The 16,443-nt window shown below is 68.1% G+C and carries 15 protein-coding genes; 8 read left to right on the top strand and 7 right to left on the bottom strand.

The annotated features are described in order from the left end of the window. Positions 1–301 precede the first annotated feature (301 nt). Positions 302–826, bottom strand: a complete 525-nt coding sequence (locus tag NG1_RS13235; protein ID WP_157114034.1) for a P-loop nucleotide/nucleoside kinase family protein — start codon at positions 824–826, stop codon at positions 302–304. 481 nt (positions 827–1,307) lie between these two features. On the opposite strand from NG1_RS13235, the gene NG1_RS13230 reads away from it, so the two are divergent. From NG1_RS13230 to NG1_RS13215, 4 genes are all read left to right on the top strand, one after another. Next, the gene (locus tag NG1_RS13230; protein ID WP_084498894.1) at positions 1,308–2,246 is read left to right on the top strand and encodes a hypothetical protein; all 939 of its coding nucleotides are present in this window, start codon (positions 1,308–1,310) and stop codon (positions 2,244–2,246) included. Between the two features lie 134 nt (positions 2,247–2,380). Then, on the top strand, positions 2,381–3,016 hold the full coding sequence (locus NG1_RS13225) for a histidine phosphatase family protein (protein ID WP_062970566.1): 636 nt from the start codon (positions 2,381–2,383) through the stop codon (positions 3,014–3,016). A 505-nt stretch (positions 3,017–3,521) separates the two neighbouring features. Beyond that, positions 3,522–4,106 (top strand): membrane protein YczE, encoded by a 585-nt coding sequence (yczE, locus tag NG1_RS13220; RefSeq protein WP_210750879.1) that lies wholly within the window; start codon positions 3,522–3,524, stop codon positions 4,104–4,106. 380 nt (positions 4,107–4,486) lie between these two features. Then, positions 4,487–6,700 carry a molybdopterin oxidoreductase family protein gene (locus NG1_RS13215; RefSeq protein WP_062970564.1) on the top strand — a complete coding sequence of 738 codons (2,214 nt, stop codon included), beginning with the start codon at positions 4,487–4,489 and terminating at the stop codon, positions 6,698–6,700. A 73-nt stretch (positions 6,701–6,773) separates the two neighbouring features. Here the strand turns inward: NG1_RS13215 and NG1_RS13210 are convergent, their stop codons facing one another. Then, a complete protein-coding gene (locus NG1_RS13210; RefSeq protein ID WP_062970562.1) occupies positions 6,774–7,367 on the bottom strand; it encodes a TetR/AcrR family transcriptional regulator in 594 nt (197 codons plus the stop codon). A 105-nt stretch (positions 7,368–7,472) separates the two neighbouring features. On the opposite strand from NG1_RS13210, the gene NG1_RS35565 reads away from it, so the two are divergent. Then, the gene (locus tag NG1_RS35565) at positions 7,473–7,619 is read left to right on the top strand and encodes a hypothetical protein (protein WP_174554912.1); all 147 of its coding nucleotides are present in this window, start codon (positions 7,473–7,475) and stop codon (positions 7,617–7,619) included. A gap of 138 nt (positions 7,620–7,757) precedes the next feature. Here the strand turns inward: NG1_RS35565 and NG1_RS13205 are convergent, their stop codons facing one another. Both NG1_RS13205 and NG1_RS13200 read right to left on the bottom strand, forming a co-directional pair. Further along, complete coding sequence (locus NG1_RS13205; protein WP_062970560.1) at positions 7,758–8,729, bottom strand: enoyl-CoA hydratase/isomerase family protein; 972 nt, start codon at positions 8,727–8,729, stop codon at positions 7,758–7,760. 152 nt (positions 8,730–8,881) lie between these two features. Further along, the gene (locus NG1_RS13200; RefSeq protein ID WP_062970585.1) at positions 8,882–9,784 is read right to left on the bottom strand and encodes an alpha/beta fold hydrolase; all 903 of its coding nucleotides are present in this window, start codon (positions 9,782–9,784) and stop codon (positions 8,882–8,884) included. Positions 9,785–9,910: 126 nt separating this feature from the next. Here NG1_RS13200 and NG1_RS13195 point away from each other — a divergent pair, with 126 nt between their 5' ends. Beyond that, positions 9,911–11,767, top strand: coding sequence for a Na+/H+ antiporter (locus tag NG1_RS13195; RefSeq protein WP_062970558.1), 1,857 nt, complete (start codon positions 9,911–9,913; stop codon positions 11,765–11,767). A 10-nt stretch (positions 11,768–11,777) separates the two neighbouring features. On the opposite strand, the gene NG1_RS13190 is transcribed toward NG1_RS13195, so the two are convergent. Next, positions 11,778–12,326 carry a TetR/AcrR family transcriptional regulator gene (locus tag NG1_RS13190; protein WP_062970556.1) on the bottom strand — a complete coding sequence of 183 codons (549 nt, stop codon included), beginning with the start codon at positions 12,324–12,326 and terminating at the stop codon, positions 11,778–11,780. Positions 12,327–12,537: 211 nt separating this feature from the next. Here NG1_RS13190 and NG1_RS13185 point away from each other — a divergent pair, with 211 nt between their 5' ends. Together NG1_RS13185 and NG1_RS13180 are read left to right on the top strand one after the other, a co-directional pair. After that, entirely contained in the window at positions 12,538–13,143 is a 606-nt protein-coding gene (locus NG1_RS13185; RefSeq protein WP_062970554.1) for a TetR family transcriptional regulator, read from the top strand. A gap of 35 nt (positions 13,144–13,178) precedes the next feature. Beyond that, positions 13,179–13,829, top strand: coding sequence for an enoyl-CoA hydratase-related protein (locus tag NG1_RS13180; protein WP_062970552.1), 651 nt, complete (start codon positions 13,179–13,181; stop codon positions 13,827–13,829). 198 nt (positions 13,830–14,027) lie between these two features. Here the strand turns inward: NG1_RS13180 and NG1_RS13175 are convergent, their stop codons facing one another. Together NG1_RS13175 and mshC are read right to left on the bottom strand one after the other, a co-directional pair. Next, positions 14,028–15,107 (bottom strand): MBL fold metallo-hydrolase, encoded by a 1,080-nt coding sequence (locus NG1_RS13175; protein WP_157114033.1) that lies wholly within the window; start codon positions 15,105–15,107, stop codon positions 14,028–14,030. A gap of 47 nt (positions 15,108–15,154) precedes the next feature. Next, positions 15,155–16,393 (bottom strand): cysteine--1-D-myo-inosityl 2-amino-2-deoxy-alpha-D-glucopyranoside ligase, encoded by a 1,239-nt coding sequence (gene mshC / locus NG1_RS13170; protein WP_062970551.1) that lies wholly within the window; start codon positions 16,391–16,393, stop codon positions 15,155–15,157. Positions 16,394–16,443: the final 50 nt, after the last annotated feature.

The raw sequence follows: 16,443 nt of genomic DNA, 5'->3' as shown, positions 1-16,443 counted from the left end.
GGGGGGGGGGGGGGCTTTCTGGGCTGTGATGAACTAGGGGAGTGCTGGTGCGGTGCGGCGTCCGTGAGGCTCAGGTGCGAAGATGTGGCAAGGTGCCGCCGAAGCTGATCAGTCGCTGACGGTTTCATCAAAGTCTCGCATCCCAGCCGAGGGCAAAGAAAGATGGCGGTACGCTCCTATGCGCATCTATACATGTATAAGATTTATCAGCACCTAACCCGACTAATCCAGACCATCCAAAAGAAGCACGGAACCGGGGGCTCTCGGTAGTGCAAGGCAATCCGGATAGCAGATGATCTCGCTAGAAGACGTCGCCGATGGCGACTGTCGCCGCGGCCATCACCCGGCGTGCGAGTTCCGCACAGTCGATCGGAGCGGTGGTGTCGACGGTGACGACCGGAGCGAGCGCGAGGGGTTCGGCCAATCGCGCCCATCGGTCCCAATCCTGCGCCAGATGCGCGTCGTCCTGGTAGAGATCAGCGCGCGTGCGGCCGCGAAATCGCGCACGGGCAACCTCGGATGGCACCGCGCACCAGACCTCCACCGCGCGTGTGGCGCCGGAAGTCGCGAGCCCGGTGGCGGCATAGCGCGCGTCGCGCGGCTTGAACCACCAGGAGTCGACCAGGACCACGCCGGGCAGTGCGGCGGCGAGCGCCCACCCCGCCTCCATCGCGATCGTGCCGATGTTCGGCAGCACAGTGGTGTCGTCGAGCCCGGAACTCAGCGCCTCCTTGATCAGGTCTTTGGAAATCAAGTGCGCGCCGAGTTCCCGTGCCAGGGGTGCGGCCAATGTCGACTTTCCGGAGCCGGGGAGGCCGTTGACCATGATGAGTAGTTCGCAGATGTGGCACAACCTCCTGAGCGGCCCGTGAATGCCGGGGTCGGCGAATGGCGTACAGCGGTGACCGCCGGAGGTTCGACCGTCATGTCGTGATTCTTGTTGCCCGACAGCATGTTCGGCAAGCGCCCTGAACGATTCGGTTCGGCCGGGGGACAGGGGAGTCGCCTCGCCGGTGTCCCGCCAGTGAACCGATCGCCGGTTGTTTCCCAGAACTGGGGATCTGGGCCATCAGTGCGGGCCTACGCTGCATCGCGTAGTACGACCTGGTCGATTGCCCGCTCCGGCTCCGAGTTTCGGGGATCGATGTGGCAAATGTCTGGTTTCGAGCAGGTCGGCTCGATCAGCGGTAGGCCATGTGTAGGAGGTTGCGGTGGGTGAGGGGCGCGGAGTTCATCTGTGCGGCAGTGTCCCGTTGACGGACGCGCGGACGGTCTTTTCTGAAGCGGCGCGGCGGATCGGGCCGCATTTGAAACGCATCCCGGATGGTGAGACCGGGATCCGGGACAACTGGGTGGTGTGGCAGCTGCCGAAGATGCAGGCGCATCCCGACCTGGAAACCGTTCCGCCGCCGAGCCCGGAGTACGGGCCGAGCGAACGGGTGCAGCCCAAGCCCGGCGTGGACGCGGCGTCGATCGACTTCGGTCCGCTGGGCTACGCGGAGGCGGCCCTGGAATCCTGGCAGGTGTTCCGGCAGTTGCGCGAGGACGGGACGATCCCGGCGGGCGTCCGCTTCCAGGTGAGTTTGCCGACCCCTATCGCGGTGATCGGGGCATTCGTCGCGGGACCGCAGGGGGAGTTGGAACGCAGATACGAGGCGCGTCTGCTCGACGAACTCGCCGCCATCGTCGCCGCGATCCCGGCCGAAGACCTCGCGGTGCAATGGGATGCCGCGGTCGAGTTCGCCATCTTCGAGGGGATCTTCCCTTCGTGGTTCGGGTCGGACTACCGGACGCAGCTCGACGAAGTGGGGCAGCGGCTCGTCCGGCTGGGTGCCGCGGTGCCCGAAGCGGTCGAGCTCGGCTACCACCTCTGCTACGGCGATTTCGGTCACCGTCATTTCGCGGAGCCCACCGACACCAGCCGGCTTGCGGCGGTCGCCGCCCGGATCGTGGCCGGGCTGGACCGGCCGGTCAACTGGCTCCACCTGCCGGTTCCACGTTCACGTACCGACACCGACTATTTCAAGCCACTCGCCGACCTCGTCCTTGCACCCGAAACCGACCTGTACCTGGGCTTGGTGCACGCCACCGACGGCCGTGCGGGGGCGCTGGAGCGCATCGAAGCCGCCCGTTCCGCGGTCGCCGCGTTCGGCATCGCCACCGAGTGCGGTATGGGACGCCGTCCGGCGGATCAGATTCCCGCTTTGTTCGATCTGCACGCGGAACTGGCGGAGATCTTGGCCTGAGCTCGAAGACCTCGGCGCCGGACCACGTTCGGGGTTGGGTCCGGCGCCGAGACCGGCATCCGAGATGCGGTCCGACCGCAATACAGTGGGTCGGCAAGGGCCTGGGCGCGCGATATCGAATCAGGGGGAGTTGCATGCAGGACCTGTACGTCGTGAGTCATCCGCACGCGGAGCACACCGAACATGATCTGGTCGGCGGATGGTACGACTCGGGGTTGACGGCGCGCGGCCGGCGCGACGCCCACCTTGTGGCAGCGGAGTTGGTGCGGCGGCGTGACGGAGCGATTCGGCCGGTGCGGATCTCGACGTCGGATCTGGCTCGGTGCACCGAGACCGCGCAGATTCTGGCGGCCGCGCTCGGCGTTCCGGTTACGGCGGATCAGCGGCTGCGGGAGATCAGCTTCGGGGAGGCGGGCGGTCGACCGAACACATGGCTCGCGCAGCGCCAGATCCCCGCGCCGGATCATGATCGGCTCGACCATCGCGGTCCTATCGCTGGGGCGGAGACGCGGCGTGAGGTCGCGACCCGTGTGGAGGCGTGTGTGCGTGAGTTGATGACCGACACGGACCATGACCACATCGTCGTCACGCACGGTTACGCACTGACATTCGTCCTCACCACGTGGATGATGGTGCCGGTCGAGGCGGTCGGCTTCGTCTCGTTCTCGACCGCACCCGGCGCGATCACGCATCTGCGGCACGACGATTACTGGCGCAACCGCGCGGTGCTCAGCCTCGCCGATACGTCTCATCTGACTGTCGAGCCGTAGGGGTCGCTCGGGTAAGGGAAGGGTCCGAAGGTGCCAGGGGAAGCGCTAGTTGACATAATGTTGATTATCGGCGCAATTTCGGCGCGGGTCGTAGGAGCTGCTTACCGCGGTACGTCGTTGCCGCTGTATGTCATTCGCTGCCCGCGCGGCGCTGTCGGATCGACTACGGGCTCTCGGGTGGGCGGTGTTCGATGCCGGGCGGTCGAACCCTCTTGGCGCGTTTGTCCGCTTGGTGGAAATTTTCCGGTGATTCTTGGCTCGGTTGGTGATTCTTGGGTTTTCCCTAGAGTGGGCTCCCCTGGTCTATATCCCAGTTGCATATAAACGTCACAGTGACGAATTGGGGGCTGCTCCGGAGTGACGGTTGACTTCGGTGGTTGTTGTTTCGAGGTCCAGTGATCGGTGATTGGCTCTGGTTGTGGTGTCCAGTTGCGGGCAGGCTGAGTCGGTGCTGGTTCGTCGGTTGATCGCGTTGTATGTCGGGTTGTGGTTGTACGGGTTCTCGATGGCCGTCATGGTCCGGGCGGGGCTCGGACTGGATCCGTGGGATGTGTTCCATCAAGGCGTGGCGCGGCAGGTGCCGATCAGTTTCGGTGCTGTCACGGCGGTTACCGGTGTCGCGGTGCTGTTGGCCTGGATTCCGCTGCGGCAGATGCCCGGCTTGGGCACGGTGAGCAATGTGGTGGTGATCGCCGTGTCGGTCGATGCCGGGCTCGCGTGGCTGCCGTCGTGGGATCTGCTCGCGGTGCGGGTCGGCGCCATGGGGGCCGCCGTCGTGCTCAACGCGGTGGCGAGTGTGTTGTACATCGGCGCGGGCATGGGTCCGGGACCGCGTGATGGACTGATGACTGGACTGGTGCGGCGAACCGGGCGATCGGTGTGGGTGGTGCGCACGGCGATCGAGGTGTCCGTGCTGACGACGGGGTTCGTTCTCGGCGGCAGCGTCGGCATCGGAACGCTGGTGTACGCCTTCGGGATCGGCCCGCTGATTCACCTGATGATTCCCGTGGTGAACCGATTCCTGCCGGGATTCGCGGCGACGAGGCCGGCGCCTGCCGCCCGTGAAGTCGCCGGGGTACCGACGGCGTAGCTCGTCTCCCCTGCCGATCTCCCCTTGAAATTCAGCCCTAATCGTCACGGTGACGGTTAAGGGCTGGGTTTACCCCCCGCCATGACTCTCGGTGGCCGCGTCGTCGTCGGTGTCCTGGAGCTGAGTCGCGGCGGCGCGAATCGTCTCGGATGCTCACCCTGATCGCTCAGCTCGGAGCCGAGAGGTCGTCGGCCGACCGGACGGCGTGATCATGAGGTCTGTAGACGTCCGAAATGGTTTGTGTGGCGGTGAAAGTATGGTGTGCGCCCGGCGATGTCAGCGCAGCCCCGGATCGCGCGCGCAGCGGTCGCGGGTGTACCCGCGTCAATCTTACGTACAGCCCTGTACGGAATGTGGTGTACCCGGTTAGCCTGTGGAACATGAGTGCTACCACCATCGCCCGGCAGTGCACGTTGTGTGAGGCGCACTGCGGAATTCTCGTCACAGTCTCCGATGACCAGGTGACGCGGATCGAGGGTAATCCCGAGGACGTGCTGTCGAAGGGGTACATCTGCCCGAAGGCGACGGCGATGGGCGGGTTGCACCATGACCCGGATCGGTTGCGTACGCCGGTGCGGCGGGTGGGTTCGTCGTTCGAGCCGATCGGCTGGGACGAGGCGTTCCGCGAGATCGGGCAGCGGTTGCGGCAGGTGCGGCGCGAGCACGGGAACAGTGCGGTCGGCATGTATCTCGGCAATCCGGCGGCCCATAGTTCGTCGGTGTTGTATGCGGTGCTGCTGCGGACGTTGCTGATGACGCGGAATTTCTTCTCTGCCTCGTCGATCGATCAGTTCCCGCAGGAGTTCGTCGCGTGGCGGATGTTCGGCTCGAATGTGCTGATGCCGGTGACCGACATCGATCGCACCGATCGGCTGGTGATTCTGGGTGCGAATCCGGCGGTGTCGAACGGTTCGGTGACCACGATGCCGAATGCGAAGCAGCGGATTCGGGATGTGCGGCGGCGTGGTGGGAAGGTCGTGGTGATCGACCCGCGGCGGACCGAGACGGCGCGGCTGGCCGATCAGCACGTCGCGGTGGCGCCGGGCGGGGATGTGTATCTGCTGCTGGCGATGTTGCATGTGCTGGTCGCCGAGGATCTGTGCGACGAGAAGGCGATCCGGGCGTCGAGCACAGGCTGGGAGCGGTTGTGCGCGCTGGTGGCCGAGGCGTCTCCGGAGCAGATGGCGGTGTACGCGGGGGTGGATGCGGAGACGATTCGCGGGTTGGCCCGGGAGCACGCGGCGGCGTCCTCGGCGGTGCTGTACGCGCGAATCGGGGTGTGTCAGCAGGTGACCGGCACGCTGACGCATTGGTTGGTGAACACGATCAACGCGGTGACGGGCAATCTGGATCGGGCGGGCGGTCAGATGTTCGCGACGCCGCCGATCGATGCGGCGCGGTATGCGAAGTATCTGCCGGTGGGGTACGGGGCGTGGACGGATAGTTCCGGGACCTACAAGTCGTTTCGTTCGGAGTTGCCGGTGGCGGCGCTGGCGGAGGAGATGCTGACCGATGGGCCGGGCCGGATCCGCGCGATGATCACGTATGCGGGCAATCCGGTGTTGTCGACGCCGCAGCGCGGCCGGCTGGGGGCGGCGCTGGACTCGCTGGATTTCTATGTGGCCGTGGACATGTACATCACGGAGACGACGCGGCACGCGGACATCATCCTGCCGCCGATCTCGCCGTTGGAGCGGGAGGACGTCAACATCCTGTTCCCGGTGTTCAGTGTGCGCAACAACTTGCGTTTCGACGCGCGGGTGTTCGAGCCGCCTGCCGATGGGCTGGAGGATTGGCAGATCATGGCGCGGCTGGTCACCGAGGTGGTGCCGCTGCCTGCTCGTCGGTTCACCGCGCGGGTGCTCAACGGGTTGTTCGATCGGGTGAGTCCGGTGCGGATCGCTGCGCTCGGGATCGCGGCGGGGCCGTACGGGGTGTTGCGGCGGGGCCGCAAGGGGTTGACCGTGGGTAAGGCTCGTGCGGCGGTGGGTGGGATCGATTTGGGGCCGTTGCGGCCGAGGTTGCGGTCGTTGCTGGGGACGAAGGATCGGAAGGTGCAGGTGGCGCCGGAGGATTTCGTGGCGGCGGCGCGTGAGGTCCTGGCGGACGCGCAGCGCGGGAATGCGGTGACCGTGCCGGTGGACGGCTATGACTTGAAGTTGATCGGGCGGCGTCATCTGCGCAGCAACAATTCGTGGTTGCACAATGTGCCTTCGATGGTGAAGGGGCGGGATCGCTGTACGGCGCTGATGCATCCGCAGGACGCCGCGGCGCGGGGGTTGCGGGACGGTGAGCCGGTGACGGTGCGTTCGCGGACCGGGTCGATCGTGGTGCCGGTGGAGGTCAGTGATGATATCCGGGTCGGGACGGTGGCGATTCCGCATGGGTGGGGGCATCAGGAGCCGGGTGTCGGGTGGACGGTGGCGGCGTCGTTGCCGGGGGCGAATGTGAACCTGCTGCACGATCCGGCGTTGACGGACACGTTTTCGGGGACGGCGGCGGTGAACAACACCTGGGTGGCGGTGACGCGGGCGCCGGTCGGTTCCGGGGAGCAGGTCGGCGTGAGTGAGCGTGAGCCCGCGCCTACTGCTTGAGGGGTGCGGGTCGTGCCATTTTGCACCGGCTGCGGTTGAGGGAGTTAGCGCATGCTGGTGGATCGCGGCGCGATCAGTTCTCCTCGTGCGTCCGCGCGATCGTGTCCTGGACGATCAGTTCGAGCTTTCGGCTGATGCGGTCCAGCGCTCGCGTGCTGCGCTCGGCGCGGCACACCGCCACGCTTCCCTCGACGGCGGTGACGATCAGCGTGGCGGTGAGTTCGGCATCGGCGGGGTCGGCGCCGTGTTCGCGCAGCGAGGATGTCAGCAGGTCGGTCCAGCGGCCGAAGGCGGCGGCCGCTGCTTCGTGTGGCGCCCCTTCGGTTTCGGGGAGGTCTTCGATCGCGACCGCCAGCACGGGGCATCCGGCTCGGAAGTCGGAGTCCACCACCAGCTTTCGCCACATCTGTAGGAAGACGCGTAATCCCTGGAGGGGTCCGTTCTCGAGTTCGCGAGCGAGCAGCGTCGCGGTGAGTTCGCCTGCGAAGGTGACCGCTTCGGTGGCGAGTTGGGTCTTGCCGCCAGGGAAGTAGTGGTAGGTCGATCCCAGCGGTGCGTGGGCGTGCTTGGCCAATTCGCGCACGCTGGTGGCGTTGAGGCCGCGTCGCCGGATCATATCGGCCGCTCCGGCCACGAGCTTTTGGCGTGAGTCCGGGGATTTCGGCATCGCTACCTCCTTGTCTATGACGGCTGTCATATAGTAGCGTCCGCAGATTATAATGACGCCACCCTGAAGATCGGCGTCTCGAATACCCAGCCGATCCTGCCCGAAGTGCTGGATTTCGTTGCCCGGCAGTACTTCCCCGCCGAGCAGGTCACTACCCTGACCGCGGATTGGGAGGACGCGCCCGAGGCGTACAAGGCGCACACCACCAAGCTGGTCCTGCACCGCAAGCCACTGCACGCCGCCGACCGATAGCTGTCGCCGTTGCGATACGGCGGGAGCAGGCCTCCGAAGGCGCCGCATGGGTTCACCGCGTCGTGGTCGGTCTCGTCCTCCCCTGCCGGTAGCGGTCCGGGTTCAGCGCGCGGGTGTGAGCGGCGGCCGCGCGGCCGGTCACTTGCTCACCTGGTCGACGCGGGTGCCGTCCAACCATGGTTGCGGGTCGGCGAGGAAGGGGGTGTCGGCGAGACGGTCGAGGTCTTCGAAGAAGGCTTTGGTGGTGCGGGCGGCCGCGGCGGTGGTGCCGACGGAGATGAATCCGGCTTGTTCGGCGTCCAGGCCGCGGGAGAGGGATTTGTCGGAGCCGAAGTAGACGGCGCGTTTGAGTTCGGCGATGGCGATCGGGTTGCGGGCGGCCAGCCGTGCGGCGGTGGCATTGGTTTCGGCGAGCAGGTCCTCGGCGGGGAGCAGGCGGTGGATCAGTCCCAGGCGCAGCGCTTCCCGGGCGGTGAAGGGTGTGCCCTCGAGGGTGATCTCGATGGCTTTGGCGGCGCCGAGCAGGCGGGTGAGGCGTTGGGTGGCGCCGCCGCCGGGGATGAGGTTGGCGAGTGTCTCGATCTGGCCGAGGCGCACGTGCTCGGTGTCGGCGGCGTAACGCAGGTCGCAGGCCAGCGCGATCTCGTGGCCGCCGCCGAGGGCGGGTCCGTTGATGGCGGCGAGGTATGCGACGCGGGAGCGGTTCATCCGCAAGGTGGTGCGCTTCCAGCGGTGGCCCCAGACCAGGCCCGCGCCGAGGCCGCCGCCGTGGCGTTCGACCAGGTCGGTCGCGCCGGGGACGCGGAGCGCGGCCGCGGCGGCGCGCAGGAACGGTGCCGCGGCGCGGGCGGGGACGAAGGGATGTGGCCGGTCGATCATGCCGCCGAGGGCGGCGGGGTCGGCGTGGGTGAGGAAGCGGCCGGGTAGTCCCCCGGTGAGCACGACCGCGCCGATGGTGTCGTCGGTGTCTACCGTGGCGGTGAGGGTGTCGAGGTCGCGGACGACCACGGGGGTGACGAAGTTGAGTGGGGGTGCGACGACGCGTGCGGTGAGTACTCGCCCGGTGCGGTCGAGTTCGATGGTGTCCAGGTGGAGGTCGGCGGCGGGCATCGGGCGGCTCCTTCGGTGCTCGGGTGGGAACGCGAGAGTGTTTGCACGCGAACCTGTTTCGGGTGGGGCGGCCCCATCCTCGACGGTCGTCTACACGATAGTGTTCCGGACCGGCCTGGCAGCCGGTCCGGAACACGGTTCGCCGGAGGGATTCAGGCGGTGGGCTTGTGTACTCGGTCGGCGTGGAATTCCAGCAGGGCCGTGAGGGTCTGTTCCGGTGCTTCCAGTTGTGGGTAGTGGCCGATTCGGGGCAGTTCCACCACGTCGGGGTCGGTGATGAGCTCGCGGTAGCGGTGTGCCATGTGGCCGCCGGAGACGGGGTCGGTGACGCCGTCGACGAGCCGGATCGGGATCTGGGCCTGTTGCAGTGCGCCCACCCAGCGCTGCCGCTGTTTGCGGCGTTCGGCCATGTAGCGAACGAGTTTGTGGCCGTTGCGTTTTCCGTGTTTGCTGCACCACAGCAGCCAGAATTGGTGCAGTTCGATATCGGTGGGTTTGGTGTCGGGCCCGAACACGGTGGCCAGGCTGCGGTGGAAGGTGCGTTCGGTGCCCAGGACGCCGACGAGCGGGCCGAGGGGGCCTGCCAGCAGTCGCTGCACCGGCCGCGCGCGGTGGGCCTCGGGGAACAGGCCGCCGTTGAGCAGGAACACCGATTCGATCACCAGCGATTCGTCGCCTGCCGCGCGGCGTTCGGCGTCGCGTGCCAGGAGTTCTTGGGCGACGGTGTCGCCGTAGTCGTGGGCGAGGATGTGGAATCGGCCGATGCCTTGTTCGCGGAGCAGGTTCTCGTGGAGGTCGGCTTGGTCGGTGATGCGGTAGTCGTAGTGGCGGGGTTTGGCCGACCAGCCGAAACCGATCATGTCGGGGGCGATGACGCGGGCGAAGCGTTCGCACAGACCGGGCCAGATCCGGTGCCAGTCCCACGAGGCGGTGGGAAATCCGTGGATGCATACCAGCGTCCCGTCGGCGCCTGAGCCTCCGTCGCGCCAGAAGATCTGGTGGCCGCGATGAGTGTGGCGTCGTCCGTTCGCCCGCCAGGACGCGAACTCCTCCATGTCTACCTCCTTGTCGTCGACAAGCATGGCGCGTGGGTGCGCCGGGCACAGTAGTTCGGCCGACCGCGCACGTGTCATCTACCGCGCGGGCGGTTTGCCGATCGTGCGCTCTGCGAGAATTCCACCGTGCATGTCGCGATCGGCTTGGTTGTTCTCGTCGCGTCGGCGGCCGCGTTGGCGGCGCTGGCGCGCCGGTTCGGGGTCTCCGAACCGTTGGTACTGACGGTGGGCGGTGTGGCGGCGTCGTATCTGCCGTTCGTGCCGGAGATCCACCTGGAGCCGGAGATCATTCTGCTCGGTTTCCTGCCTCCTTTGCTGTATACCGCTGCGATCCGCACGTCGCTGGTGGATTTCCGGGCGAATGTGCGCACGATCGCGTTGTTGTCGGTGGGATTGGTGTTGTTCACGACGTTCGCCGTGGCGCTGGTGGTGTGGTGGCTGTTGCCGGTGCCCTTCGCGGTGGCGGTCGCGTTGGGTGCGGTGGTGGCTCCACCGGACGCGGTGGCGGCGACGGCGGTGGCGCGCCGGATCGGGATGCCGCGGCGGATCGTGACGATCCTGGAGGACGAGTCGTTGTTCAACGACGCGACCGCGCTGGTGGCGTTGCGGACCGCGCTGGCGGCGACGGCGGGCACGGTGTCGGTGTGGGAGGCGGGGGCGGATTTCCTGCTGGCGGCCGGTGGCGGCGCGGCGGTGGGGGTGATCGTGGCGTATCTGCTGGCGATGCTGCGGCGGCGCATCACCGATCCGGTGATGGACACGACCCTGTCGTTCCTCGCGCCGTTCGCGGCGTATCTGCCCGCCGAGAGCATCCATGCCTCCGGGGTGATCGCGGTGGTGGTGTGCGGCATGATCCTCGGGCACAACGCGCCGGCTTGGCAGAGTGCCGCGTCGCGGATCGCCGAGCGCATCAATTGGCGGACGATCCAGTTCATTCTGGAGAGCGCGGTGTTCGTGTTGATCGGGTTGCAGGTGCGCGGGATCGTGGAGGGTGCTTGGCACAGCGATCTCGATCACGCCACGTTGGTGTGGTCGGCGCTGGCGGTGGTGGCGGTGACGATGCTGGCGCGGCCGATCTGGGTGTTCGGTTCCTCGCTGGTGTCGCGCAGTCTCGGCAACGGTTCCGCGGTGCCGGCCGGTGAACTGGTCGTGGTGTCGTGGGCGGGGATGCGCGGTGTGGTGACGCTGGCGGCGGTGTTGTTGCTGTCGGAGGACACGCCGCTGTTGGCCGTGCTGAAGCTGCTGGCGCTGGTGGTGGTGGCGGGGACGTTGCTGGTGCAGGGGACGTCGCTGCCGTGGCTGGTGCGGTGGCTGCGGTTGCGTGCGCCCAGTCGCGCCGAGGACGCGTTGCAGAAGGCGAATGTGTTGCAGCAGGCGACGGCGGCCGGTTTGGCCGCGCTCGATGAGCAGATCACGGCGGATACGCCGCCCGGGGTGGTGCAGACGTTGCGTGATCGCGTTTCGTGGAAGGCGAATGCGGCGTGGGAGCGGCTGGGGCGGGCGGAATCGGAACTGGTGACGCCCACCGCGGAGTACCGGCGGCTGCGGTTGGCGATGTTGCGTGCCGAACGCGAATCGGTGTTGCGGGTGCGGGATTCGGGCACGGTCGACTACCAGATCCTGCAGCATGTGCTGGGGCAGTTGGATCTGGAGGAGTCGATCATCGATCGCTTCGATGAGGCCGAGGAGGAGCGCGTGGAACCGTTGGCCGCGCCGGTGGCCGAGGAGGTGTGCGCGCATCTGCGGGACGCGCCGCTGGTGCGTGCGCACGCCGGGCCCGACGAATGCGCCGAGTGCGTGGCCGAGGGGCTGGCGTGGGTGCATCTGCGGATGTGCCTGTCGTGCGGGCACGTGGCCTGCTGCGATTCCTCGCCGGGCAATCACGCGTCCAAGCATCACGGGGCCAGTGGTCATCCGGTGATGCGCAGTGTGGAGCCGGGCGAGGCGTGGCGTTGGTGTTATGTCGATGAACTGCTCGGCTAGCCGAGCAAGGTCAGCGCTGGGCGTGGCTGTAGATCAAGCGCGCGTATTCGGCCAGCAGTTGGTCCAGCGACAGGTTCTCCCCGCCCGCGGCGATCTGCTGGTAGCCGACGAGCATCGCCATGCCCAGTGAGGTGACCACGGCGGCGGTGTCGTCGTCGCGGACGATGCCTTTGACCGCTTTGTGCACGGTGCGCCTGCGGGATTCGTCGACGCGTTTGAGGGCGAGGTTGACCGATTCGTCGTTGGCCGCCCAGGCGCGGATGGCGGCTTCGGCGGCATGGTGCAGTCCGGCGGCGAGGTCGGACATCGCGCGGATGTCGTCGTCGGGGTTGCCCCTGTTGAACGGCATGGTGCCCAGGATGCGCACTTGGCGGTTCTCCCAGTGCTCGAGCAGGGCGTCGACGAATCCCTGCCAGCTGCCGAAGTGGTGGTAGAACGACCCGCTGGTGACGCCGAGTTGCCGGCACAGCACGCCGATGTTGAGACCTTTGAAGCCGAGTTCGGCGAGCACTTCCAACCCGGTGTCGAAGTACTGCTCCTTGGTGACCACTCGTGACATGCGTGCGCCGTTCTCTTCGTTCGGTCAGGGGCAGGGACCGAACAGTACCGCATCGTAGCGTCGTCCGGACCGAGCCCGGGAAGTACCGCAGCGTATCCCGAGAAGACTCTTCGGTACCTGTTACCTGCTGAAATATCTAGCGCCCGAACGTGATGCGCTCGCGGCCGCCACGCGCTCGATAGCAGAGCATCCGCTCTGTTATTGTGTCGGCATGCCCCGCCCCCGGACGCACGACCCCGACACCGTGCTCGACGCCGCGGAATCACTGGCCGTCGGCTCCGGCCCCGCCGCGGTCACCACCCGCGCGGTCGCCGCCGCCACCGGCATCTCCAACGGCGCGATCTACCACACCTTCGGATCCCGCGCGGAGCTGCTCGGCCGCACCTGGTTGCGCGCCGCGCGCCGCTTCCTCGACCTGCAAACCGCCTTGGTCACCGCGGCGCTGGATCGGCACGACGACGACGTCGAGGCCGTGGTCGCGGCCGCCGAGGCGCCCGCCGTCTTCGCCGAGCGCCACCGGGACTCCTCGCGGCTGCTGCTCGCGGTGCGGCGCGAGGAGCTGCTGGGCGAGGTGCCCGACAGCGTGGCCGCCGACCTCGCGGCCACCGACGCGGTGCTGGTCGAGCTGCTGGTGCGGCTGTCACGCCGGCTGTGGCAGCGCGGCGATCGCCACGCCGTCGACGTCATGACGTTGTGCCTGGTCGATCTGCCCACCGCCGTGCTGTTGCGCCGTGACCGGCTGGCGGATCCGCGCGCGCGTGAATATCTGCGCAGCGCCGTGCGCGCCGTACTCGCCGTCGGCCCGCCGCCGGTGTGATCCCTCACCACCGACCCTCAATGGAAGGAACACCAATGCCCACCCTCGACTATCAAGACAAGATCGCCGTTCTCGATCTGGGCGGCGACGAAAACCGTTTCTCCCCGGACTTCCTGGACCAGGTCGGCGCCCACCTCGACACCGCTGTGGCCGACGGCGCCCAGGGCCTGGTCACCACCGCGAGTGGCAAGTTCTACTCCAACGGACTGGACCTGGACTGGCTCGGCGCCCACGCCGAGCGCGCCGACTGGTACGTCGAGCAGGTGCAGGCACTGCTGGCCCGCATGCTCACCTTCCCCATGCCCACCGCCGCCGCGTTGCCCGGCCACGCGTTCGGTGCGGGCGCCATGCTCGCCATCGCCCACGACTACCGCGTCATGCGTGCCGACCGCGGCTACTTCTGCTTCCCCGAAGTCGACATCCACATCCGCTTCACCCCCGGCATGGCCGCGCTCATCCAGGCCAAACTCACCCCGAAGAGCGCGGTCGCCTCGATGACCACCGGCCGCCGCTTCGGTGGTATCGACGCCGCGGCCCTCGACATCGTCGACGCCACCGCCGCCGAAACAGCGGTCACCGACACCGCCGTGGCCCTGCTCGCTCCGCTGGGCGCCAAAGATCCCGGCACCCTCGCCGCGATCAAGAACACCATGTACGCCACTGCCGTCGCGGCATTGACCGCCTAGGAGGCCCGATCGCCGCTGCTCGATCCGAAATAGACGGTGCGGCAACACTTGTCCGGATGCGGCACCCGGATAGACGCAATGTTCGATCGGGGCGGACCGGGCAGCGGGCGACGCGAATCGGAATTCGATTCGCGTCGCGCGCTGCCGTTCGCGCCCTTGCGGGAGTGGCGATTCCGGTATCGGCGCCGCCGTGCGCCGTTACAGCGTGAACGTGAGGCGCTGGGGCCGGATGTAGTCGGCGGGGTCGTGTAATGCGCGCAGTTCCGGTCGTCGTGCCGCGGGGATCTTGTCCAGTTCCGCGCGCAGCGGCGCGTCATAGGTCGCCGCGCTCGCGGTGAGTCCGGGCAGCCAGTTGTCGTGATGGGACGGGACGAACAGTCCCGGCGACAGTGCCTCGACGTAGGTCCGGGGATCGCGCAGGCCGTTGCTGATCTGGTTGTAGCCCTGCACGGCGCCGATCTGCACGTCGGTGGCCGGTAGCGCGGCCAGGACGTCGAACACGTGCGGTGCGCGTTCGGTGAGCGGCCCGGTCGAGTCGTGCCACACCAGGCACAACCCCGGTACCCGGAACTGGTACAGCAGTACCCCGCCCTCGGCGTCACGCAGCCGCGGCACCGCTTGCAGCAGGCCTTCGAGCGTCGGCGGGTGGGTGCGCACGATTCCCGGTTCGGGGCGGGGGAAGAACCGTGGTGAGCCGCCGGCGGGATCGGGTGGGGTGCGTGCGGAGTGCAGATGCCGCACGACGGTGACCTCGACCGCGCCGACGGTGCAGTCCTCCCGGGTGCCGATCGGGGTGTGCGCGTCACCGTGCGCGACGGTGGGGAACGCCGGGTCGCCGACCTGCGCGGCGATCGCCGCGCAGTGCTCCGCGGTGCCGTGCACGGTGGCGCCGGTGGCCTGGGCGATGCGGCCCGCGTCGCCCGCGTGGTCGAAGTGCCCGTGACCGATGAAGATCGCCGCGGGCGCCAGGTCCGCCAACTGCTGCGGGGTGGCCGGGACGTATCCGGTGCTGGTCAGCCGCGGCACCCAGGCGTCGAGCAGGAAAACCGAACCGCCGATGGCCAGGGCGTAGGTGGTGCAGCCGGCCCACGACAGCACGACCCGGTCGCCGCGCGGTGCGCCGGTGGCGGGGTCGACGGTGTCGGCGCCGAAGAACCGGGTACGCGCCGCGATCGTGCGTGGATCGGCGGGGTCGGTCGCGGGCCGCAGTCGACCGGCCGCCAGGGTCGCCACTTTGCCGCCGGGACCGAACAGACCCGCACCGGGAAGCTTGCACACGCGGTTACCCCATCACGGGCGAGGGGATGCGGGCAAGAGGAGCGGTTCTACAGGCGGATGCCGAGTAGCCCGTCGACGGCGGTGGCGATCAGCGCCGGGGCGTCGGTGTCCTGGCCGCCGTAGTCGAGGGCTCGGCGCGCCCAGCTGTCGAGCGCGTCGAGCGCTTTGGGGGTGTCCAGGTCGTCGGCCAGGTGCCGGCGCACGCGGGCGACGGTGTCGGCGGCCGAGGGGCCCGCCGGGCGGGCGGCGGCGTCGCGCCACAGGTCCAGACGTTGCTGCGCCTGCTCGAGCAGGGCGTCGGTCCACATCCGGTCCTGGCGGTAGTGCCCGGCCAGCAGGCCCAGGCGGATGGCCGCGGGGTCGACGCCGTCGCGGCGCAGCGCCGAGACCAACACGAGGTTGCCGCGCGATTTCGACATCTTTTCCCCGTCCAGCCCGATCAGGCCGGCGTGCACGTAGTGGCGGGCGAAGCGGCGCCCGGCGATGAGCGACTCGGCGTGCGCGGCGGAGTATTCGTGGTGGGGGTAGATCAGGTCGCTGCCGCCGCCCTGGATGTCGAATTCCGGGCCGATGCGGTTCAAGGCGATCGCCGAACACTCGATGTGCCAGCCGGGGCGTCCCGGGCCGAACGGGGCGGGCCAGGACGGCTCGCCCGGACGCGCCGCGCGCCACAGCAGCGCGTCGATGGTGTCGCGTTTGCCGGGGCGGCCGGGGTCGCCGCCGCGTTCGGCGAACAGTCGCTCCATGGTGGGGCGGTCGTAGCCGGATTCGTAGCCGAACTGCTCGGTGGCGTCGGCGCGGAAGTAGACGTCGGGGAATTCGGCGTCGTCGACGACGTAGGCCGCGCCCGAGGCCAGCAGTTTCTGCACGAATTCCACGACCTCGTCGACGGATTCGATGGCGCCGATGTAGTCGCGCGGCGGCACGATCCGCAGCGCGGCCATGTCCTCGCGGAACAGATCGGTCTCCGCGGCGCCCAGCTCGCGCCAGTCCACGCCGTCGCGGGCGGCGCGTTCGAACAGCGGGTCGTCGACGTCGGTGACGTTCTGCACGTAGTGCACGTCGTGGCCCGCGTCGCGCCACAGGCGGTTGACCAGATCGAAGGTCAGATAGGTCGCGGCGTGACCGAGGTGGGTGGCGTCGTAGGGGGTGATGCCGCAGACGTACATCGTCGCGGTGGAGCCGGGAGTGACCGGGCGTACCTGACGGTCGGCGGTGTCGTACAACCGCAACGGCGGTCCTGCTCCGGGGACGGTGGGGAGGGCGGTATCGGACCAGGACTGCATGCTTACGAGGGTAAAGGTGTGGTGAGGGTCATCGGTCCCCGGCCCGGTGC

Origin of the sequence: Nocardia gamkensis NBRC 108242, assembly GCF_001612985.1 — a bacterium.
In the GTDB taxonomy this organism is placed as follows: domain Bacteria; phylum Actinomycetota; class Actinomycetes; order Mycobacteriales; family Mycobacteriaceae; genus Nocardia; species Nocardia gamkensis.
The sequence above is the reverse complement of the archived record's forward strand: the minus strand, read 5'-3'. Positions and strand labels throughout refer to the sequence as shown.